Annotated in this window: 17 protein-coding genes; 7 read left to right on the forward strand and 10 right to left on the reverse strand. The window is 46.8% G+C overall.

Going from position 1 to position 19,851, the window contains the following annotated elements:
• Nucleotides 1-110: 110 nt before the first annotated feature.
• Both pflB and ACF8PK_RS07470 read right to left on the reverse strand, forming a co-directional pair.
• Complete coding sequence (gene pflB, locus ACF8PK_RS07465; RefSeq protein ID WP_143679211.1) at nt 111-2,387, reverse strand: formate C-acetyltransferase; 2,277 nt, start codon at nt 2,385-2,387, stop codon at nt 111-113.
• A gap of 299 nt (nt 2,388-2,686) precedes the next feature.
• Entirely contained in the window at nt 2,687-4,228 is a 1,542-nt protein-coding gene (locus ACF8PK_RS07470) for a DUF3360 family protein (RefSeq protein ID WP_392440667.1), read from the reverse strand.
• Nucleotides 4,229-4,838: 610 nt separating this feature from the next.
• Here ACF8PK_RS07470 and ACF8PK_RS07475 point away from each other — a divergent pair.
• The 4 genes from ACF8PK_RS07475 (at nt 4,839) to ACF8PK_RS07490 (ending at nt 8,033) form a co-directional block, all read left to right on the forward strand.
• Complete coding sequence (locus ACF8PK_RS07475) at nt 4,839-5,609, forward strand: ABC transporter ATP-binding protein (protein ID WP_038151475.1); 771 nt, start codon at nt 4,839-4,841, stop codon at nt 5,607-5,609.
• 106 nt (nt 5,610-5,715) lie between these two features.
• The gene (locus ACF8PK_RS07480; protein ID WP_004726435.1) at nt 5,716-6,492 is read left to right on the forward strand and encodes an ABC transporter substrate-binding protein; all 777 of its coding nucleotides are present in this window, start codon (nt 5,716-5,718) and stop codon (nt 6,490-6,492) included.
• A gap of 116 nt (nt 6,493-6,608) precedes the next feature.
• Nucleotides 6,609-7,349, forward strand: coding sequence for an ABC transporter permease (locus ACF8PK_RS07485; protein ID WP_004726434.1), 741 nt, complete (start codon nt 6,609-6,611; stop codon nt 7,347-7,349).
• Between the two features lie 6 nt (nt 7,350-7,355).
• Complete coding sequence (locus ACF8PK_RS07490) at nt 7,356-8,033, forward strand: ABC transporter permease (RefSeq protein WP_004726433.1); 678 nt, start codon at nt 7,356-7,358, stop codon at nt 8,031-8,033.
• Nucleotides 8,034-8,119: 86 nt separating this feature from the next.
• On the opposite strand, the gene xthA is transcribed toward ACF8PK_RS07490, so the two are convergent.
• Nucleotides 8,120-8,929, reverse strand: a complete 810-nt coding sequence (xthA, locus tag ACF8PK_RS07495) for an exodeoxyribonuclease III (RefSeq protein WP_004726432.1) — start codon at nt 8,927-8,929, stop codon at nt 8,120-8,122.
• A 203-nt stretch (nt 8,930-9,132) separates the two neighbouring features.
• Between xthA and ACF8PK_RS07500 the strand changes: the two genes are divergently transcribed.
• The gene (locus ACF8PK_RS07500; RefSeq protein WP_038151328.1) at nt 9,133-11,250 is read left to right on the forward strand and encodes a methyl-accepting chemotaxis protein; all 2,118 of its coding nucleotides are present in this window, start codon (nt 9,133-9,135) and stop codon (nt 11,248-11,250) included.
• Between the two features lie 69 nt (nt 11,251-11,319).
• Here the strand turns inward: ACF8PK_RS07500 and rsmS are convergent, their stop codons facing one another.
• The 3 genes from rsmS to dinG are packed head-to-tail and all read right to left on the reverse strand — an operon-like array spanning nt 11,320 to nt 14,125.
• Complete coding sequence (rsmS, locus tag ACF8PK_RS07505; RefSeq protein ID WP_014205375.1) at nt 11,320-11,481, reverse strand: pleiotropic regulatory protein RsmS; 162 nt, start codon at nt 11,479-11,481, stop codon at nt 11,320-11,322.
• Nucleotides 11,481-12,029 (reverse strand): primosomal replication protein, encoded by a 549-nt coding sequence (locus ACF8PK_RS07510; RefSeq protein ID WP_004726429.1) that lies wholly within the window; start codon nt 12,027-12,029, stop codon nt 11,481-11,483. The genes rsmS and ACF8PK_RS07510 overlap by 1 nt, the downstream gene beginning before the upstream one ends.
• A 20-nt stretch (nt 12,030-12,049) precedes the next feature.
• On the reverse strand, nt 12,050-14,125 hold the full coding sequence (gene dinG, locus ACF8PK_RS07515; protein ID WP_392440668.1) for an ATP-dependent DNA helicase DinG: 2,076 nt from the start codon (nt 14,123-14,125) through the stop codon (nt 12,050-12,052).
• A gap of 512 nt (nt 14,126-14,637) precedes the next feature.
• Here dinG and ACF8PK_RS07520 point away from each other — a divergent pair.
• Together ACF8PK_RS07520 and ACF8PK_RS07525 are read left to right on the forward strand one after the other, a co-directional pair.
• A complete protein-coding gene (locus ACF8PK_RS07520) occupies nt 14,638-15,642 on the forward strand; it encodes a porin (protein WP_014205373.1) in 1,005 nt (334 codons plus the stop codon).
• A 168-nt stretch (nt 15,643-15,810) separates the two neighbouring features.
• Nucleotides 15,811-16,464, forward strand: coding sequence for a DUF2057 family protein (locus tag ACF8PK_RS07525; RefSeq protein ID WP_154180985.1), 654 nt, complete (start codon nt 15,811-15,813; stop codon nt 16,462-16,464).
• A 96-nt stretch (nt 16,465-16,560) separates the two neighbouring features.
• Here the strand turns inward: ACF8PK_RS07525 and ACF8PK_RS07530 are convergent, their stop codons facing one another.
• The 4 genes from ACF8PK_RS07530 to ACF8PK_RS07545 all read right to left on the reverse strand — a co-directional run bounded on the left by ACF8PK_RS07530 (nt 16,561) and on the right by ACF8PK_RS07545 (nt 19,707).
• The gene (locus tag ACF8PK_RS07530) at nt 16,561-17,034 is read right to left on the reverse strand and encodes a YchJ family metal-binding protein (protein WP_392440669.1); all 474 of its coding nucleotides are present in this window, start codon (nt 17,032-17,034) and stop codon (nt 16,561-16,563) included.
• A gap of 81 nt (nt 17,035-17,115) precedes the next feature.
• Nucleotides 17,116-18,330: an EAL and HDOD domain-containing protein gene (locus tag ACF8PK_RS07535; RefSeq protein WP_055466354.1), complete on the reverse strand. Its 1,215-nt coding sequence runs from the start codon at nt 18,328-18,330 to the stop codon at nt 17,116-17,118.
• Nucleotides 18,331-18,437: 107 nt separating this feature from the next.
• Complete coding sequence (gene lpxH / locus ACF8PK_RS07540; RefSeq protein WP_038151324.1) at nt 18,438-19,169, reverse strand: UDP-2,3-diacylglucosamine diphosphatase; 732 nt, start codon at nt 19,167-19,169, stop codon at nt 18,438-18,440.
• Nucleotides 19,170-19,212: 43 nt separating this feature from the next.
• Nucleotides 19,213-19,707 carry a peptidylprolyl isomerase gene (locus ACF8PK_RS07545; protein ID WP_004726422.1) on the reverse strand — a complete coding sequence of 165 codons (495 nt, stop codon included), beginning with the start codon at nt 19,705-19,707 and terminating at the stop codon, nt 19,213-19,215.
• Nucleotides 19,708-19,851: the final 144 nt, after the last annotated feature.

The following is a 19,851-nucleotide window of genomic DNA, read 5'->3' on the forward strand; positions in this document are numbered from 1 at the left end:
AGGTTACATTAATATGCAACTTGTTTATTTGACTGATTTTTAGATTGAAATAAAAGAAAATCCCCGCTCAATGAGCGGGGATTGATCATCGACTATGTCGAGACTGAAACTTATAGTGATTCAGTGAAAGTACGAGCGATAACGTCTTGCTGCTGTTCAGTAGTCAGAGAGTTAAAGCGTACTGCGTAACCAGATACACGGATAGTCAGTTGTGGGTACTTCTCTGGGTGTTTCACTGCGTCTAGCAGAGTTTCACGGTTCAGTACGTTCACGTTTAGGTGCTGACCACCTTCGATGCCAGATTCGTGGTGGAAGTAACCATCCATCAGACCAGCAAGGTTAGCGCGTTGTGAGCCTTCTTCTTTACCCAGTGCGTTTGGCACGATAGAGAAGGTGTAAGAGATACCGTCTTTAGCGTGTGCAAATGGTAGTTTACCTACTGAAGTCAGTGATGCAACAGCACCTTTCTCATCACGGCCGTGCATTGGGTTTGCACCAGGACCGAATGGAGCGCCAGCACGACGACCGTCAGGTGTGTTACCAGTTTTTTTACCGTATACCACGTTTGAAGTGATAGTCAGGATAGACTGAGTAGGAATCGCGTTGCGGTAAGTTTTCAGTTCACGAATCTTGTTCATGAATACTTCAACTAGTTGACATGCGATGTCATCAACACGTGCGTCGTTGTTACCGAATTTAGGGTAATCGCCTTCGATTTCGAAATCGACTGCAACGCCATCTTCGTCACGGATTGGTTTAACAGTTGCGTATTTGATTGCAGACAGAGAGTCAGCAGCAACCGACAGACCAGCGATACCACAAGCCATTGTACGTTTCACATCACGATCGTGCAGTGCCATCAGTGACGCTTCGTAGCTGTATTTGTCGTGCATGAAGTGGATAGCGTTCAATGCAGTGACGTATTGTTTTGCCAACCAGTCCATGAAGTGGTCCATTTTGTCCCATACTTCATCGTAATCCAGAACTTCTGAAGTGATTTTTGGCATTTTAGGACCAACTTGTGCTTTAGATTTTTCATCCACACCACCGTTGATGGTGTAAAGCATAGTTTTCGCCAAGTTTGCACGAGCACCGAAGAACTGCATTTGTTTACCAACAACCATTGGAGATACACAACATGCGATCGCGTAGTCGTCAGAATCGAAGTCTGGGCGCATCAAATCGTCGTTTTCGTATTGGATAGAAGACGTGTCGATTGAAACTTTTGCACAGAATTTTTTGAAGCCTTCTGGCAGTTTTTCAGACCAAAGTACAGTGATGTTTGGCTCTGGAGAAGGGCCCATGGTGTATAGGCTGTTCAGGAAGCGGAAGTTAGTTTTGCTAACTAGAGTACGGCCGTCAAGACCCATACCACCGATAGATTCAGTTGCCCAGATTGGGTCGCCAGAGAACAGTTCATCGTACTCAGGAGTACGTAGGAAACGAACCATACGCAGTTTCATCACGAAATGGTCGATCATTTCTTGCGCTTGTTCTTCAGTGATTGTGCCTGCTTTCAGGTCACGTTCGATGTACACGTCTAGGAAAGTCGAAGTACGACCTAGAGACATTGCAGCACCGTTTTGTGATTTAACTGCAGCTAGGTAGCCGAAGTAAGTCCATTGGATTGCTTCTTGTGCAGTTTCTGCTGGGCGACCGATGTCAAAACCGTATTTCGCAGCCATTTTTTTGATTTGGCCAAGAGCACGGTGTTGCTCTGCGATTTCTTCACGCAGTTGCATGGTCATTTGCAGATCTTCGCCGTTTTCAAACTGCTCTTGTAGAGAAGTGAATTGAGCGAATTTGTCAGCCATCAGGAAGTCGATACCGTAAAGTGCGATACGACGGTAGTCACCGATGATACGACCACGGCCGTATGCGTCTGGAAGACCAGTCAGTACGCCTGATTTACGACAAGCAAGAATTGCTGGTGTGTAGATATCAAATACACCTTGGTTGTGAGTTTTACGGTACTCGGTGTAGATTTTTTTAACTTCAGGGTCTAGTTCACGGCCGTAAGCGTGGCAAGAACTCTCAACCATGCGGATACCACCGTTAGGGATAAGAGCACGTTTCAGAGGTTTTTCGGTTTGAAGACCAACGATTGTTTCTAGGTCTTTATTGATGTAGCCCGCATCGTGAGCTGTGATGGTAGAGATAACAGAAGTATCGAAATCAACAGGAGCGTGAGTTGAGTTTTCTTGTTTGATACCTTCCATTACTTGTGCCCAAAGCTTGTTAGTTGCTTCGGTGCCTTCAGAAACTAGGAAAGATTCGTCACCCTCGTAAGGAGTGTAGTTCTTTTGAATAAAATCACGAACATTGACTTCGTTTTGCCAGTCACCTGCTGCAAAACCTTCCCAAGCTTTAGCAAATTGCTCTGCCATGACATACCTACCTTTTTAGTAGAAAAAACACGTACTGTTTCGCCGTTGAGCCAGCTATCCTGCATGTAATGCGGGAGGCAGTACACTCATTGAATAACAATATCTATATTCAATCTATACGCAAAAATTATACTCATCTGTTTGAATATAGATATTGTTATTTGTTCCCCTTGATTGGCAATGTAAGCTAAAAAAAACTCGTAAACCTTAAACTAAATCAATAAAAGTTAAAAATTTCAAATAAAGTTTGGGTAGTGCTAAGCACTACCCAAAGTATTGTTGAATCCAGAGTTGCCGGTTTACAGCCAAGCCTTGAGGCCATATTGGCTTTCCAGCATACCCACAGCAAGCATAGCAACTAAACAGATAATAAACACGCCGACTGGGATAAGGATTTTATCGGCGAATGACAGGCGTGATGCACGCTCTTTGTCACCAATCAAACCATTGTTATCCAAGAACATGGTCAGCGCCCATGCTAAAACTGGGTTCGTAACAATAGAAGCAAAGATACAAATACCAGCTGCTTGTGAATCTTTCGTGTCACGGACCATTTGCATACCCGCTTCAAGTAGCGGTAGGGAGACACCAACTAATAGTGCCACACGCATCACTGGCGGCCATACCGCAACGTCCATTGGGAAACCAAGAATCGCAACAATGATACAGAATGAACCAAGTAGGATGGCACCAGCTGGGATCGGACGCTTCGCGATCGCCGCTGGAATCATGTATGTCCCCCAAGACGACGTAATGTTACCGCCACCAACGGCAGTCCCCACCATCTGGCGTACAGAACACATGGTCATGGTGTCATCGACATCCATCAGCACTTTTTCAGTTTTTCGCGGGTAGTTCAGTTCTTGGAAGATGCGGTGACCGAGGAAGTCAGGTGACCACATGGCAACGGCAAGAATCGCAAACGGTAGCGAAGCAATAAAGTGTTCTACGTTAGGCAGACCCAGCATCCAACCTTGTTCAGTGCTGCCCCACCAGTAAACTGGGTTAAGGTTTGGTAAGCCCATTTGGGTTTCAAACTTGATGTCAAAACCTGCACCCAGAACCAGCGCAATCGCCAGACCGGTAAAGGCACACACCGGGATGGCCAGCCAGCGTTTGTTCACTTTGGCAAGGTACGCATAAATAGCGACAGTCACACCCAGAACAATCAAGCCCACATAACCCATGCTGCCCGCTTCAACGCTCGCCGATTGCAGGCCTACGGCCCACTCTTGGATGGAGGTGATCTGACTCATGGTGCCGGTCAATCCTAAGAAGATGAGCAAGCCACCGGCTGTTCCTTCCGAGGTGAGGTTCACCAGTTTTGAACCACCTTTTAAGAAGCTCAGAATCAGGCCAAACACACCGATCAGAATCGCCAGCGCCAGTGGGTGAGCACCCGCCAGAGCGATCGTTCCGATCAATGGGATCATTGGACCATGGTTCCCCGCAAGGTTTGCGCGTGGGTTGAGAAAGCCTGAAGAAATGATACAGAACAGCAGTGCTGGGATCAGCATTTCTACACGTGCCACTTCAATCGCAAAGTCTTTACCAAGCGAGACATGATCCCAAGCTTGGGTCAGCCCCTCAGCCCAAGACATCATGACGGCAGAGTACATCGCGATAATGCCGATGGTACCAGCAAGCGCTGGAACTAAGTCTTCAAGTTCAAAACGGAAGTCACGACCAGGCAGGTTCAGGCCGAAGCGACGTGGCTTCATGATCTGCAGTTCGTGGTCTAGGTAATCGGAGCGGCTTGCAAACTCAGATGCTGGACGGTGGAGCTCTTTATAGCTCTTTGTGTCGATGTCTGAGCGCTCTTGATTGACTACGTCTGACATAGATTCCTCATATGTTAAAAGTAAGTAATTCTTAATTGAATTCTAAATAAATTGCCGAAGCGAAACGGTTTAAACTGCATAAGTGTTCATTTTTGCAATGACTATGCATAACCAACTGATTGAATACAGAGTTTTTATTTACTCTTTTATTTGTTGGCGAGTTTAGCGTGCTAACCCCTTAGGGTGATTGATCTTGATCACTTTAAGAATAGATATGAAATTAAGCTACATTAAACGAATGAAATCAGTCACATACTGGCGATTAAGTGTGAAATTTAATTTCAAATTGTAAGTATTCTTTCCAAAAATTTATTCAGTTTGAGAGATGTATCACTTGGTGACAAATGTTGCCCATAAATCTTGCGGCAGGTCTTACTTTTATAAAAATGTTAATAAATGTCAGTAAATTTTTCTTCTGGTTTCGTGTGATTCTATGCGGTGTTTGGAGAAGAATTGGCTAAAACTTGAATTACTAGTCAGATTAAATAACTAAATATACCGATTTTTTAGGTTAATGATTTGTTGCATGTTATTGGGGAGAGTGCTAGTTTGTATCCGAAATTGAGCTGGAATGCTCGGCAGTGATAAAAAATACAGGGAGTTAGAGCGCATGACTGATGTAGCCGCGCTGGATATCAAAAACCTGCACAAAACGTTTGGCCAGAACGAGGTTCTGAAGGGCATTTCACTTCAGGCTCACAAAGGTGACGTGATTTCGATCATCGGTTCATCGGGTTCTGGCAAAAGTACCTTTCTTCGATGCATCAACTTATTGGAAACACCCACTGCAGGTGAAATTTGGGTCAAAGGTGAACTGATCCAAATGAAGAAAAACCGACAGGGGGAATCGTCTCCAGCCAATGAAAAGCAAGTCCAACGCATCCGTTCGCGTCTGGCGATGGTTTTTCAAGGTTTCAACTTATGGTCGCACATGACCGTGCTGGAAAATGTCATTGAGGCTCCCGTGCACGTCCTTGGCGTCCCCAAAGCTCAGGCGATCGAGAACGCAGAGATCCTGCTCAAAAAAGTTGGTCTTTACGAGCGTCGCGATTACTACCCAGGTCACTTATCTGGTGGTCAGCAACAACGTGCGGCGATTGCTCGCGCGCTGGCAGTGGATCCGGAAGTGATGCTGTTCGATGAACCAACATCCGCGCTTGACCCTGAATTGGTTGGCGAAGTGCTTGGCGTGATGCGTGATCTGGCTGAAGAAGGACGCACCATGTTGGTGGTGACCCACGAAATGGCGTTTGCGCGTGATGTCTCTAACCACGTGATGTTCTTGCATCAAGGGCGTGTCGAAGAGCAGGGGAATCCGGCCAAGTTGTTCAGTGACCCAGATTCAGAACGTCTGAAACAGTTTATTTCATCAATTTATTGATTTTTATGCCCAAGGTTTGTCGTCGGAATGCCGTGGTGGCACCGAAGTATGAACTCGCAGCGTAGAGCAACAACAAACACAACAATACAATCACAGGAGTATGGAAATGAAAAAGTGGTTATTAGTGGCGGCTTTGGCAGCAACAGCAGCAACGGGTGTCGCCCAAGCGAAAGAATGGAAAACCGTTCGCTTCGGCATTGAAGGCGCGTACCCTCCGTTTAGCTGGACAGAAGCAGATGGCTCTCTGAAAGGCTTTGACGTGGATATGGCCAACGCTTTGTGTAAAGAGATGCAGGTGCAATGTAAGATCGTTCCACAGGATTGGGATGGCATCATTCCATCGCTGTTGGCACGTAAATATGATGCCATCATCGCGGCGATGTCCATCACTGAAGAGCGTAAGAAAAAAGTTGATTTCACCAACAAATACGCGCTGATCCCTAATAAATTTATCGCGAAAAAAGGCGCGCAGCTCGACTTCACGAAAGAAGGTTTGAAAGGGGTGAAAATTGGTGTTCAACGTGCCACTACACACGATAAATACCTGACTGACAATTATGGCGATGCGGTTGAGATCGTGCGTTATGGTTCATTTGATGAAGCGTATTTGGATCTGGCGAATGGCCGTATCGCAGCCGTTCTGGGTGATGCGTCGGCACTGGAAGATGGCGTACTGAACAAACCGGGTGGTGAAGGCTACGAATTCGTGGGCCCTTCATTGACCGATCCGAAATGGTTCGGTGACGGCTTCGGTATCGCAACACGTAAACAAGACAAAGATCTGACAGAGAAACTAAATGCTGCGATCGATGCCCTACGTGCGAAAGGCGAATACCAACAAATCGCCGCGAAATACTTCAAATATGATGTTTACGGCGAATAATCAGCCGAACACAACGCGACCGTTCGTGTTGAGATAACAAAAGGCATTCCTGGTTGCTGGTTCCTAGTTCGTAGCAGTACCCAGCAACCAGGCTTTCAGGGACTAGGAACATTGTTATGCTGGATTTACAGGGATACGAAGCCTCCATTTTCAAAGGAGCCGTGCTGACCATCGAAGTTGCCGTGCTTTCACTGCTGCTAGCGATGCTGTTAGGCATGTTAGGTGCGTTGGCCAAACTCGCACCGTACCGTTGGGCGAGAGCCATTGCGACCGTTTATACCACCATCATTCGCGGTATTCCGGACTTGGTTCTGATGATGCTCATTTTCTTTGGTGGTCAAATTCTTCTCAACAACAGTTTGTATGCCATCAACGAATGGTTGAACAACTGGTTTATGTCTAGCGACCCGAACCACGAATGGGTCTCTTATCTACCGGATTACATTGATGTCAGCCCGTTTATTGCGGGAGTGCTGACCATCGGTTTTATCTTCGGCGCGTACATGGCAGAAACCTTTCGCGGCGCCATTATGGCAGTCGACAAAGGCGAACTTGAAGCTGCAAAAGCTTATGGCATGAGTGCCGCACTCGCGTTTCGTCGCATTCTCTTACCGCAAATGATTCGTCACGCGTTGCCCGGTTTTGGCAACAACTGGCTGGTGCTGCTGAAAACCACGGCGTTGGTGTCGATCATCGGTTTGGAAGACATGGTGCGGATGAGTTCGCTGGCAGCAGGTTCCACCAAAATGCCATTTACGTTCTACATGGCGGTCTCGATCATCTTTCTTCTATTTACCAGTGTTTCCACCGGTCTGTTGAAGATCGTTGAACGAAAATTCAGTATTCACACGAGGTAAACGACTATGGATTTTTCTCTCATTATCGGAAGTTTGCCTATCTATTTCAGTGGCCTGTGGACGACGGTTTGGCTGGTGGGGGTTGCACTGGTCATCGGGCTCAGCATTGCGATTCCATTGGCGATTGCGCGCAACAGTCGCAATTATGCGATTAGCACGCCAGCGTGGGCATACATCTACTTTTTCCGTGGAACGCCGCTGCTGGTTCAGTTGTATCTCATTTATTACGGCATGGATCAGTTTTTCCCAGTGAAAGACACTTTGTGGGAAAATGCATGGTTTTGTGCGTTGGTCTCGTTCGTGCTCAATACATCGGCTTACACCGCTGAAATCATTCGTGGCGCCATCAACGGGTTACCCAAAGGTGAAGTGGAAGCGGCCAAAGCGTATGGCATGAGCACGTGGAAAACCTATCGCCGAGTGGTGTTGCCAAGCGCATTGCGTCGTGCATTGCCGGCCTACAGTAATGAAGTGATCTTCATGTTACACGGTAGCGCTGTGGCGGGGATCGTCACCATCATGGATTTGACGGGGGCAGCGCGCTTGGTCAACTCGCGCTACTACGCGCCATTTGAGTCATTCCTTACCGCTGGTCTGTTTTACATGTCGCTCACGTTTATCATTATCTTCTGCTTCAAAAAAGCAGAGAAACGCTTCCTCGCGTATCTGCGTCCTCTGAGTTAACGTCTTGAGGCGAACGCCTCGACGGAGCGACAACGCAATGAGAAAAGCCCCGAGTTCGGGGCTTTTTGAGCTATCGCAGGTGCAGTTTAATTTGAAAAGACTGACCAAATCGGTGCGTGGTCAGAAGGTTTCTCAATACCGCGTAGTTCGTAGTCGATTCCAGCTTCGACACATGTTGCGGCCAACGATGGCGTGGCCAGAATCACATCTATGCGCAGGCCGCGGTTGTCATCGAACCCTTTTGAGCGGTAATCGAACCACGAAAACTGATCGTTAACCGCCGGGTGCAGTTTACGGAATGTATCTTCAAAGCCCCAATCTAGCAGGGTTTTTAACCACTGACGCTCTTCAGGTTGGAATGAACATTTGCCCGTTTTTAGCCAGCGTTGACGGTTCGGCTCACCAATGCCGATATCCAAGTCAATTGGGCTGATGTTGATGTCGCCCATCACAATCAGTTGATCGTCTTTCGTGTGGTAGTCATTCAGATAGGTCATCAGATCCGCGTAGAACTGGCGCTTATAGGGAAATTTCGTCTCATGACTGATGTTGTCGCCCTGAGGGAAGTAACCGTTCATGACCGTGACTTTTTGGCCTTGTTCATTGAGGAAGGTCGCCATGATCATGCGCTTTTGATGATCATCATTGTCGGTTGGAAAGCCTTTGCGGACTTCCAAGGGCGTTTGCTTGCACAGCATAGCGACGCCGTAATGCGCTTTTTGACCGTGGAAGTAAACCTTGTAGCCCATCGCTTCCACGTCTTCGAGTGGAAACGCTTCATCATGAACTTTGATTTCCTGTAGGCCAATTACGTCAGGCTGATGTTTATCAATGACTGCTTGAAGTTGGTGTAGTCGAGCACGCAAGCCGTTGATATTAAAGCTGATGACTTTCATGGTTTGTCCTTTCTTATGGTTTTAATCAACGATGTTACCAGCTTCAAAAGTGATCACAAGACGAAAAACCTCTGCAATACTGTCTGAGTCAGGAAGTTGTAAAAACGGTGTAAACTTTCAGTTGATAAATCGATAGATTGTGGTCTAATTTCAAGCTTCCTTGTTCGATTAAAGGGCAAATGGCGCAAGCATAAGGATGTTGTATGCGAACACTATCAGTTCAGTGGAAAATTACGCTGATGGCGGGAATCTGCCTTCTCGTGACGTCACTTTCTCTTATTGGCTTTTCGGTTTATAACGCAGTCAATAATCAAAAAATCATCAAACAGCAAAGTGCTGCTTCGGTGATCAACAAATCTCAGCAACTGCTGCAGACACGTGCTCAGTTAAATGCGACTGAAATTTCTGAATTCCTCAATGAAGCCATTTATCGAGCGGAAATGCTCGCGTCCAATGCGCTGTTCTTAAAAACCAATGCTGAAGAAAATTTCGGCGACAGCGAAGAGCTGCGCACATCGCTGGACGACATGGTGCGCAAATCGGTGCTGAACTTTGCGACCATCGATGGGGCGTATCTGGTTTTCAAACCCAACATGCTTGATAGCGAGGACGACAACTACATCAATGCGGATTACGTTGGCTCGAATGAAAAAGGTCGTTTTGCGCCTTACTGGATGACGACTGCCAATGGTGAAAATGTGGTGGCGAATGTGCTGAGTGAAAAATCGCTGGCCGATTCAGCCAACAGCGAGCGATTTTATTGTCCGCTCAGTAGTGGTGAAGCGTGTGTCACCACGCCGCGTTTGATTGAACAAGACAATGGCGGACTCTTGGCGACATCGATTTCCGTGCCGATCAAAATTGATGATGTTGCGGTTGGTTTTTACGGGATTGATCTAAAGCTCAATCCGCTACTGAAAATTGCTCAAGATTCGGATCGCAGCCTGTTCGGTGGCAATGGCCGAGTGTTTATCATTAGTTTGGATGGGACGTTGATCGCAAGTGATGACAACGCATTACCGATCGGTCAGCCGTTTTCAGGTTCGACCTTAAGCGGCGATCAAGTGACGGATCTGTTGTTTGGCAATGAAGTCAAAACACAATGGACTGATGATCGTGCGTGGCTAACGGTGTTTGCACCAATTCATGTAGCCAATCAAACGTGGGGCGTGATCTTTGAGATGCCACGCAGCAGCGTGTTGGCAGATGCTAATGAACTCGATAGCGTGATTTCCACACAAGTGGAAAATGGGGTGAAAGCAGAGCTTATCGCCGGCTTGTTGTTTGTTGTACTCGGTCTGCTGATTATTGCCCTGACTGCGTCGCGCATTGTGAAACCGATTCGGGCCGTCGTGGTTCGTTTGAAAGACATTGCTTCAGGAGAAGGGGATTTGACGCAGCGTTTGGCGGTGGCTTCCCAAGATGAAGTCGGCCAACTGGCATTGGGATTCAACCAATTTCTGGATAAGTTGCAGTCGACCATTCGTCAGGTGGTGGATGCGACCCATTCCGTGGCGGCGACTTCTGAGCAATCCAAAGTGGCGGCCGCGCAAACTCGCTTACGTAGTGAATCGCAGTTCAAAGAGGTTGACTTGGTGGCAACGGCGTCGGAAGAGATGACCCAGACGGCAAGTCTGGTAGTTCATAATGCTGAAAACGCGGTGAAGGCGGCAGAGCAAGCGAATCATTCGGCGCAGTTGGGACAAAATGTTATCGAAGCATCGGAGCAAGAAATGCTCAAACTGGTGCAGAAAATGAGCGAAGCCGTGCCGGTGGTGGAAGAATTGGCGCAGAACAACGCGAATATCACGGAAATTCTGGAAGTCATCGAAGGTATCTCAGAGCAGACCAACTTGTTGGCCCTGAATGCGGCAATTGAAGCTGCACGAGCAGGGGAGCAAGGACGGGGATTTGCGGTGGTCGCAGATGAAGTGCGCAATTTGGCCAGCCGAACACAAGATTCCGTCGGCGAAATTCGTTTGGTGATTGAGCAAGTTCACAAAGGCACGCGAGATGTGGTTGCCGCAATTCAAGACAGTAATCAACTGGCCAATGGGACTGCGCAACAAGTTCAAAACGCTGTGGCTGAACTGGGACAGGTGTTTGATGCCATCGCCTCGATCAATGACATGAATTCGCAGATTGTGAAAGCGGCGGAGGAGCAGCAAACGGTGTCGGCAGAAGTCAATCAAAGTGTGGCCAACATTCGAGATCTCAGCGCGCAAATCCTAGAGCAAGCCGGGGAATCGGAAGCGGTCGGAACGCAGATCAGCGAGCTGAGCCAAGAACAACAACGGCTGGTGTCACAGTTTAAAGTCTAAATCGAAACAAGAGCGCAGTGGCGCTCTTTTTTTCACTGAAATTTTCGCCCATGCGATGACGATGCCATATCAGTGGTTGTCGAGCTTTTGTTGAAGGTCGGCTTTGACGATCGCCAGTGCTGCCAAGGCAACTTTGGGATCAACGCCGTTGCTTTCTAGCAGGTAGATCAGATCAACGGCCAATTTGATTTCATCAGGCGCGTCGCTGAGGGGGACAGATGGTTGCGTCATTACTGATGCTTCTCTCGGTAGGTGATTTGTCTTTCAATTTTGGCTTTGGCATCTTGGCAGCGTTTCAGGCGTTGCTCAACGGCCAGCAATGCCTGCTGCGCCGCTTGTTTGTGATACACCGAGGCCTGTTCAAGTGCCTGCTGTTTATCGAGCACCATTTCCATCAAGCGACGTTCCCAATCTTGATGCTGCGCGAGATCTTGATACAAATCACTGATGGGTTTGCGGTAATAGCTACTGTGTTTCGGTTCATTTTTGCGGATGGATTGTGTCGACAATTCACGTTGAATCGCCCCGACTTGCGCCAGCAACCGTTCGGTGAGGTACTCGGCTCGGTGTTGCGTCAGCTTCCCCGCATGTTGTTCACGCGTAATTGCATTTAGTGTGCTTTCTGCTTCCTGCACGCACGGTGTGAGCAACTTCCCCCGACAGTGAAACAGAACATCATCAAACAGGGGCTGATGATGCTCTCCACGAACACGGTCGACTTGTGCGGCGTGGTGCTTTAATTCATCCAATAGCGAGTTTAGTCTCGATAAATCACTCATGTTTCTACGGTCCAGAAAACTCAGTATTCAATGGTGCGTTTAAACGGTGGCAGCGAATCCAATAAGGCTTTGCCATAGCGTTTTGACACCACGCGGCGGTCAAGTATCACGACTCTACCACAATCGCGCTCTTTCCTCAGTAAACGGCCTGCTGATTGAATCAATTTCTTACTGGCTTCCGGGACGGTGATTTGTAGAAACGGGTTGCCGCCGCGATGCTGAATGTATTCAGCATGTGCCTGTTCTACGGGTGAGGTTGGTACGGCAAACGGAATCTTGGTGATGATAAGGTTTTCCAGTAATTCTCCGGGTAAGTCGAGCCCTTCTGAAAAGCTTCCTGTACCAAACAACACACTGGTTTTTCCGCATTGGACTAGGGTTTTATGTTTATTTAGAATTTCTTTTCTGGATTTTTCGCCTTGAACTTGCAGCGCCCAACCTTTTTTTATAAATAATTTAGATAATTTCTCCGCAACTTCTTTCATTTGCCAATAAGACGCAAATAAAACGAGGTTTGCTTTGCCATCTTGGATGTAATCGGCCACTTTATCGGCTAGATAATCGGTGTATTCGGGAGCCTGAGGTTCGTATTGCATCTTAGGAATCAGCAATTCAGCCTGATTTTGATAATCAAATGGTGAAGCAAGGGCTAAAAATTGAACACCGTCCTCGGCTTTTTCGCTGATGCCGGCTTGGCGGCAGAAAAAATTGAATGAGTTGAGCGCGCGCATGGTTGCCGAGACCAAAATGGCGCCGACGCAACGACTCCAGATCTGTTGATCGAGTTGCCAACCGATTTCAAGTGGCGATACGTTCACGACGTAATCCCCCTCACGTTCTGGGCTGAGCTCCAACCAGCGAGCGAGCGGGGCTCCTTTTTCGCGCTTGGGTTCCGCCATCAAATGCCATACCTGCGCCAAATTTTCCAAACGTTGGATGAAGAAACCAAGTTCGGCCAAGGCAGGCTCAGCAAGGCGTGGTGCCAGTTCACCATCTTTAACCCGTTCACCAATTAAGTCGGCGATTTTTGCCACGGCTTGATTGGCTTTCTTACTTTGTCGTTTCAGGTCTTTTGCTTGTTCTTCAAGCCATGTCGGCAAATCGCCGTGTTCGAATCGATAACGTTTTTCTTCAAATGCGCTGGCATCAAACTGTTTGGGGAGTTGGCTCAAGCTCGGTATCAGCGCTTGTATTGCATCTTGCGCTTCATTTCGAAAGCGGGAGACACGTTTTTCGTCGGCCAGATTTGCGAGCTTAGATAAAGATTGATTGAGTTTTTCTAACCAAGCTGCTGCGCCCTTCATGGTCGCTGCCGCGGAGGCGTGCTCGCGCGCCACATGAGGTAAATGATGTGCTTCATCGAATACGTAAATCGTATTTTCTGGTTCAGGAAGGATCACACCACCACCAAGATCGGCATCAGCCATGACTAAGCTATGGTTGGCAATGATGATGTCCGCTTTATCAAGCTCTGAGCGCGCCTTTTGAAACGGGCACTGACGATGGGCTGAAAAGCTACCATTACAGCTGTGTTTGTCGCTGACGACACTGTTCCAGACCGTCTCTGAGATAGGCTCTGGCCATGAATCACGGTCACCATCCCACTTACCTTGAGACAATTCGGTGTAGAGCTGCTGAAGCTGTTGTATATCCTTTTCTGCAGGTTTGGACTCAAACATGGCCATTTGTCCGCCATCAGCGCCGGAGGCCGCGGCCAGTTTTTCGGTGCAACAATAACGTTGTCGACCTTTCGCGAGTATAAAAGAGAATTTTTGGTCTGTGATGCGGCGAAACAGTGGCAGATCTTTGTGCACAAGCTGTTCTTGAAGCGCCACGGTCGCCGTAGAAATGACGATTTTTCGATTGTTGCTCACCGCAACAGGAATCACGCCCATTAAATAAGATAACGACTTGCCGATTCCGGTCCCCGCTTCTGCGACCAGCATACGAGTAGACTTGTGATAGCTACCACAAAGCGTTTTTGCAATTTCTGCAACAAGATAATTTTGAGCTCGACGAGGAACAAAGTTATCGAGCTGGTTTTGAAGGTTTTGATAGCTGTTGCGTATGGACTGTTGAATTTTGGTAGTAAGCATAATGTGACCTGCGTATCGGGTCCCGGATGTTAGCACAGTTTACTAAGCGATACGTAGTTCACGAAATCGTGTGCTTTTAGAACAAATCTAGATCTCCTTCACAAAAAAAAACTGAACCTTCATACACTTAAATTTAATTTGAATGATAAAAAATATAAAACTCCATTTATGGGTGTTTTGCTGAATTAAATGCTGTTTGATTTTGTTTTTTTGAGTATTAACAACACGAAAGACTATTATGTTAAAACATTTAACATTTACCTATTCTTATTTTTTTGATTAGAACTTCGCCGAGATATTGTGAAATTTATATGTAAGACTATGATTTAAAATGATTTGTGTGTTGTTTAGAAATATTTTTTTTCACATTTGACACGCAGCATAATCTTTTGCAATCTAAACCTCGAATTTAGTGGGCGATGATAACTAACCGCAGAGTTGGGAAATCATCATCTATAAAACAAGAGGGAATCGAAACGGACTTCCCAATTAAGAAAAGGCAGTGGATTAATATGAAAAAGACTCTTTTAGCATTGGCAGTTGCAACGATTTCTACTTCTGCGCTTGCAGCCGGCAACATCTATGATGACGGTACTACAGCGTTCAACGTGAAAGGTGAAATCGATACTTACGTAAGTGCAGCTGAGACTAAAACAACAACTAGTGGTGTAACAACTAAAAATAGTACTGATGCTGACATCGATCTATGGGCAAAAATCCAGATCGATGCAACACATAAGCTGAACGATAGCGTAACTGCATTCGGTTCTTTCGAAATCGAAAATGGCAACGGTTTCGACGGTTGGAAAAGCCAGTTAACGTCGTCCGACGATAACGCAATGAAGACTGATGACCTTTACTTTGGTTTCAACTTCGGTGAAAACTTCGGTATCGCTGCAGGTGAAATTGGTGACTTCGGTGACTCTCTAGACGCAATCACAATCGACAACACTAACGAAGGCCTAGGTTACATGGATGACTTCGTTAACTCTCTAGAGTCTGCTGGTCACGCAGTTTCAATGAAGTACACAACTGGTGGTCTTAAATTAATTGCTGATTCTTACCTATCTTCTGATGAAGATGAAGATGTAGCATACGGTGTGTCTGCTCAGTACGCATTTAACGAAATGTTCACTGTAGGTGCGTCTTACCAAGATCAAGGCAATCGTGGCCTTGGTGATGATCACAAAATCATGGGTGTAGCAGCACGTATGAAGATCGCTGGCTTCGGTGCAGCAGTGAACTACGTTTCAGAAGACATTGATGGCGCTTCAGATCTAGAAACAGTTTCTGCTGCTCTAGACTACCAAATCGAAAAAGCACGCCTTTACACTTCGTTTGGCTTCACTGATGCTGATAACGACGAAGAACTCACGTACTACACTTTAGGTGCTGATTACGCGGTATCTGGTAACATCCTAGCGTTCGTTGAATATACTGATGCTGAAGACAAAGCAGACAGCGACAACAAAGTTGAAGGTAACGGTGTTGTAGCAGGTATCTACTACACATTCTAATAACTTGGCATCAAGTTAAATATAATCTAAAGGTCGCATTTATGCGGCCTTTTTGATTATATTGGGAAGTTGTAGGTGTTATACCCAACTGAGCTTAAATTTCATTGTGATATCAAAGCTTTGAGATTATTTGGGTATAGAACTTAATGATAATAAAAGGGTTAAATCATGAAACGTACAATTTGGACTTCGATTTTAATGGCGCTTTCCGCATTGAGTGTCCCTAATGTGTATGCAAATACCAATCAATTGACGGAATTGGATGCTGCTCAGGGGATTGAGGTTCTATTTATTAATAGCCAAGATGCAAAGCAGATGGATAAACCATTTACGCTTGCAATGGGGGCGAATCAAATCGTATTGCGTATGAATACAATGTTAGGCCGAGGTGAAAAGCGTGGTAACTTCACTTCAGCGCCTTACATTCTTACCTTGGATGTTAATGGTGGCGAACTGGAGATTGATGGTCCGCAACTGAATGATGTATTACAAGCTAAAAAAGTGTTTGAGGGCAATAAGATTGATTGGAATGTTAGCTTCAATGGCAGCTATATAGACTACGAGCAAGTTAAAATGGTGGGGAAAAAGGGTACTTTCCCTTATTCAAATCTTGACGAGCAACTGGCTATTTATAACGCAGCTAACGGTATTACTTTTGCGGGCAATGCCATCGCCGATACGAGTCGTGTAAACGGTATGCAGCAGACAACGAAGTCTGTTGACCAAGATAGCCTAGAAATGCAAAGAGCAAAAATGCAGTATTTGAAATTGTCTCCAAACGAACGTAAAGACTTTCGTAAGTGGTTGGTTGACCAGCAGTAATCGCACTCACTGGTGGTGTTTCCCCTCAAATATCGGGTGCATTTACTATTTTACTCTTGTTCCCATGCTCGAGCATGGGAACAAAGTTGCTGGCTACTAATATTGCCCACAACACTTCTTAAATTTCTTTCCACTACCGCAAGGGCAAGGGTCGTTGCGGCCGACTTTGTGTGCCGGTGCCTGTTGCGGAAACTCACCATCCACGTAGTACCACAGACCTTCTTCACGTAAAAATCGCGAGCGCTCTTCTAAGCACAATTCCTGCTGTTGATCGCACAGGTATGCTTTGAAATGCACGAAACCCTCTTGATCGTGTGAACCCGCTGAAGCGCTGATAACGTCTAATCGTTGCCAGTCACTATGGACGGACTCTGCAATGGCGTCGCGTTGCGATTCGGCATGACACGATGGGTGGTAGGTTGCAACCACAAAGTCGACCAAGCCGAGGACGTGTGCACTGTAGCGTGCGCGCATCAGTTGTTCGGGAGTGAGTGCGTGCTTGTGATCCTGATGAATAGGTTGACAGCAGTTGGCATAGGCTGCACTGCTGCCACAATAACAAGGGGTCATGGTGTTGTCTCGAATACGCTGATAAAAACGCCCATAGTTTATGGGCTTGCACGCAGCGTGTCGAGTGTTGGAGAGGTTTGCTTAGGTGTTGAGATTGAGCAGGTCTGCTGTCCAGCTCACCGCTTCATCATAACAGCTGCTAAGGACCTCATCGCTAATGTTGAGCCGCGTGGCAATGGTCGATACTTTCTCCCAATCGGCCTGTTCGTAGGCTTTTGTCAGCGACAAAATATCGCCCAGAGTGCCGCTTTCAGCAACCAAAGCTTGTTTGACGCTCTCTTCGACAGGCATTTCGTTGATGATCGATTCAAGTGATTGATCCAGCAGGCTATCAAGCAGCGAGAACATGCCCGTCAAAAAGGCATTGCCCATGTCGCTGTTTTCACTCAGACGTGAGTACACCAGTTCGCAGTAACGGGCCCGTTGAATCGACAAGCCATAGAGGTAATCGGGTTTATCGCTGTGTGTGGAAGCAATCGCAACCAGCGACACGAATTTACGCAGTCGTTCCTCGCCCAGATACACCAACGCTTGTTTGAATGACTGAATTTTCGAGCTGACCACCGCCGATGAATTGACAAACGTCAGCAGCTTGTACGATAAGGTGACGTCTTTGGCGATTAAGGCTTCGAGTTCTTTGTAGTCGATCTCGTCTTTGGCAATCTCTTTACACAGTTGGACGACGGTCAGAAATGCTGGTTCGAGCGATTTACGCTGAATAATCTCAGGTTTGCTGAAGAAATACCCTTGAAAGTAACGAAACCCAGCGGCCTTCGCTTGTTCGAACTCTTCGTATGTTTCCACTTTCTCAGCGAGGAAGATAATTTTAGAGCCTTTGAGTTTGTTGATGAACAGGCGAGCTTTTTCGATAGGAATGATGCGAATGTCGAACTTAATGATCGACACATACGGCAAAAATGCCTTCCACTCTGGGCTAGGTACGAAGTCATCCAGCGCGATTTTATACCCCATGTGAGCCATTTTTCGCACTGCCTGAAGCAACTCCCCGGTCGGTTCGCAATCTTCCAATACCTCGACCACCAAACTGTTGGTGGGAAACAGGGTCGGGATCATGTTGATCAAACTTTGATAGGGAAAATTCACAAAGCCCAAATGATTCCCGAGCATGTTGTAATGCGTCGACAGAAAATGATCAGACAGCAACCGGCTGGTTGCCAGGTCTGGGTCAATCTCAGGGAAGGTATTTTTAGGCCCATCCCGAAACAGCAACTCATAACCCACGGTTTTTCGGTCGCTGTCTAAAATGGGCTGTCGTGCAATATAAGAGTACGTCAAGGCTGATTGATTCTTATCGTGGTTGCTTCGTATTGTGAATAATATCAGTACACATATTCATTGCTTAGCATCATCGCAAAAGTTTGCGTGGTAGATTGCGATTTAAATCATAATTGCGATTCGAAACGTCGCTTTTCCAATGAATAACCGCTTTCAGAATAGACCAATACCGAGCCTTGGGTATACCAGTCGCCCAGAACAATCCGCGTTTTTTGCGGGGCGTCACTGATGTGATGAATGGCAGGGCGATGGGTGTGGCCATGAATCATCAGCGGGACCTGATATTTGTCCATCACATGAACCACTTCGTCCGGTGTCACATCCATAATTTCCATCGCTTTTTGGCTTTTATCTGAGCGAATGTCGGTTTGAATTTTGGCCACGATGCGTTGTTTGATGAAGAACGGCAGGCGGTTAAAGAGCCATTGCAACCAAGGCTGATGCACTTTTGCGCGAAACGCCAAATAGCGTACGTCTTGGGTACACAAAGTGTCGCCGTGCAAAATAACAGCCGAAGTGCCGTACAGGTCAATCACCGTTTCGTCGGGCAGTAACGTGACGCCCGTTTGTTTTGCAAAACGGCGGCCCACCAGAAAATCACGGTTCCCTTGAGTAAAGTAACAAGGCACCCCTTGCGCGGTTAGGTGTTTAAATTCTTGCTGAATTTGTTTGGCGAACGGGGTCGGGTCATCATCGCCAATCCAAAAATCAAACAAATCGCCCAACACATACAAGGCATCGGCGTGGATCGCTTCGTTGCGCATGAATTGAGTGAAACAATGAGTGATATCGGGGCGACTTGGGGTCAGGTGGAGATCAGAGATAAATAGTGTATGCATAGGTTCAGAAATAAGGAGCGCGATAACGCGCTCCTTTGATCGATTACTCTTCGATGGTGGTGCCAGTGATGACCACTTCGTCTAGTGGTACGTCCTGGTGCATGCCGTAAGAACCGGTACTTACGCCTTTGATCTTATTCACGATGTCCATGCCTTCGACCACTTCGCCGAATACACAGTAACCCCAACCGTCACGGTTTTCTGAACGGAAGTCCAGGAAGGTGTTGTTGTTGACGTTGATGAAGAACTGAGAGCTTGCTGAATGCGGTTCCATGGTACGCGCCATCGCGATTGAACCGACTTTGTTGCTCAGACCGTTGTTCGCTTCGTTACGAATTGGAGAGCGAGTTGCTTTTTCACGCAGGCCAGACGTCATGCCGCCGCCTTGAATCATGAAACCATCGATAACACGGTGGAACAGTGTGTTGTCGTAGAAACCGTCACGGCAGTACTGTAGGAAGTTTGCGCTTGTTTCTGGCGCTTTCTCTTCGTTCAGCTGAATTTTAATGTCACCAAAATTTGTGTGAAGGGTGATCATGTGCATTACCTTTGCTTTGTTTTGTATGAATACCGAATTTTAGCCTAACTTTTTGTTCATTCAAAACATCAAATGGATGACCTAGCGATAACAGAGTTGTTATACTGTGCCACTATTTTGGTTTTAACGGTAATTAGATAGAGA

Origin of the sequence: Vibrio sp. CJQ_6 (genome assembly GCF_043106745.1) — a bacterium.
Lineage (GTDB): Bacteria > Pseudomonadota > Gammaproteobacteria > Enterobacterales > Vibrionaceae > Vibrio > Vibrio furnissii.

What these genes read in the sequence shown, in the direction of transcription:
- ACF8PK_RS07510 (WP_004726429.1), bottom strand. Translation starts at nt 12,029, where the DNA reads ATGAGTGATTTATCGAGACTAAACTCGCTATTGGATGAATTAAAGCAC.
- ACF8PK_RS07520 (WP_014205373.1), top strand. Translation starts at nt 14,638, where the DNA reads ATGAAAAAGACTCTTTTAGCATTGGCAGTTGCAACGATTTCTACTTCT.
- dinG (WP_392440668.1), bottom strand. Translation starts at nt 14,125, where the DNA reads ATGCTTACTACCAAAATTCAACAGTCCATACGCAACAGCTATCAAAAC.
- ACF8PK_RS07525 (WP_154180985.1), top strand. Translation starts at nt 15,811, where the DNA reads ATGAAACGTACAATTTGGACTTCGATTTTAATGGCGCTTTCCGCATTG.
- ACF8PK_RS07545 (WP_004726422.1), bottom strand. Translation starts at nt 19,707, where the DNA reads ATGATCACCCTTCACACAAATTTTGGTGACATTAAAATTCAGCTGAAC.
- xthA (WP_004726432.1), bottom strand. Translation starts at nt 8,929, where the DNA reads ATGAAAGTCATCAGCTTTAATATCAACGGCTTGCGTGCTCGACTACAC.
- ACF8PK_RS07475 (WP_038151475.1), top strand. Translation starts at nt 4,839, where the DNA reads ATGACTGATGTAGCCGCGCTGGATATCAAAAACCTGCACAAAACGTTT.
- ACF8PK_RS07485 (WP_004726434.1), top strand. Translation starts at nt 6,609, where the DNA reads ATGCTGGATTTACAGGGATACGAAGCCTCCATTTTCAAAGGAGCCGTG.
- ACF8PK_RS07500 (WP_038151328.1), top strand. Translation starts at nt 9,133, where the DNA reads ATGCGAACACTATCAGTTCAGTGGAAAATTACGCTGATGGCGGGAATC.
- lpxH (WP_038151324.1), bottom strand. Translation starts at nt 19,169, where the DNA reads ATGCATACACTATTTATCTCTGATCTCCACCTGACCCCAAGTCGCCCC.
- ACF8PK_RS07490 (WP_004726433.1), top strand. Translation starts at nt 7,356, where the DNA reads ATGGATTTTTCTCTCATTATCGGAAGTTTGCCTATCTATTTCAGTGGC.
- rsmS (WP_014205375.1), bottom strand. Translation starts at nt 11,481, where the DNA reads ATGACGCAACCATCTGTCCCCCTCAGCGACGCGCCTGATGAAATCAAA.
- ACF8PK_RS07530 (WP_392440669.1), bottom strand. Translation starts at nt 17,034, where the DNA reads ATGACCCCTTGTTATTGTGGCAGCAGTGCAGCCTATGCCAACTGCTGT.
- ACF8PK_RS07480 (WP_004726435.1), top strand. Translation starts at nt 5,716, where the DNA reads ATGAAAAAGTGGTTATTAGTGGCGGCTTTGGCAGCAACAGCAGCAACG.
- ACF8PK_RS07470 (WP_392440667.1), bottom strand. Translation starts at nt 4,228, where the DNA reads ATGTCAGACGTAGTCAATCAAGAGCGCTCAGACATCGACACAAAGAGC.
- pflB (WP_143679211.1), bottom strand. Translation starts at nt 2,387, where the DNA reads ATGGCAGAGCAATTTGCTAAAGCTTGGGAAGGTTTTGCAGCAGGTGAC.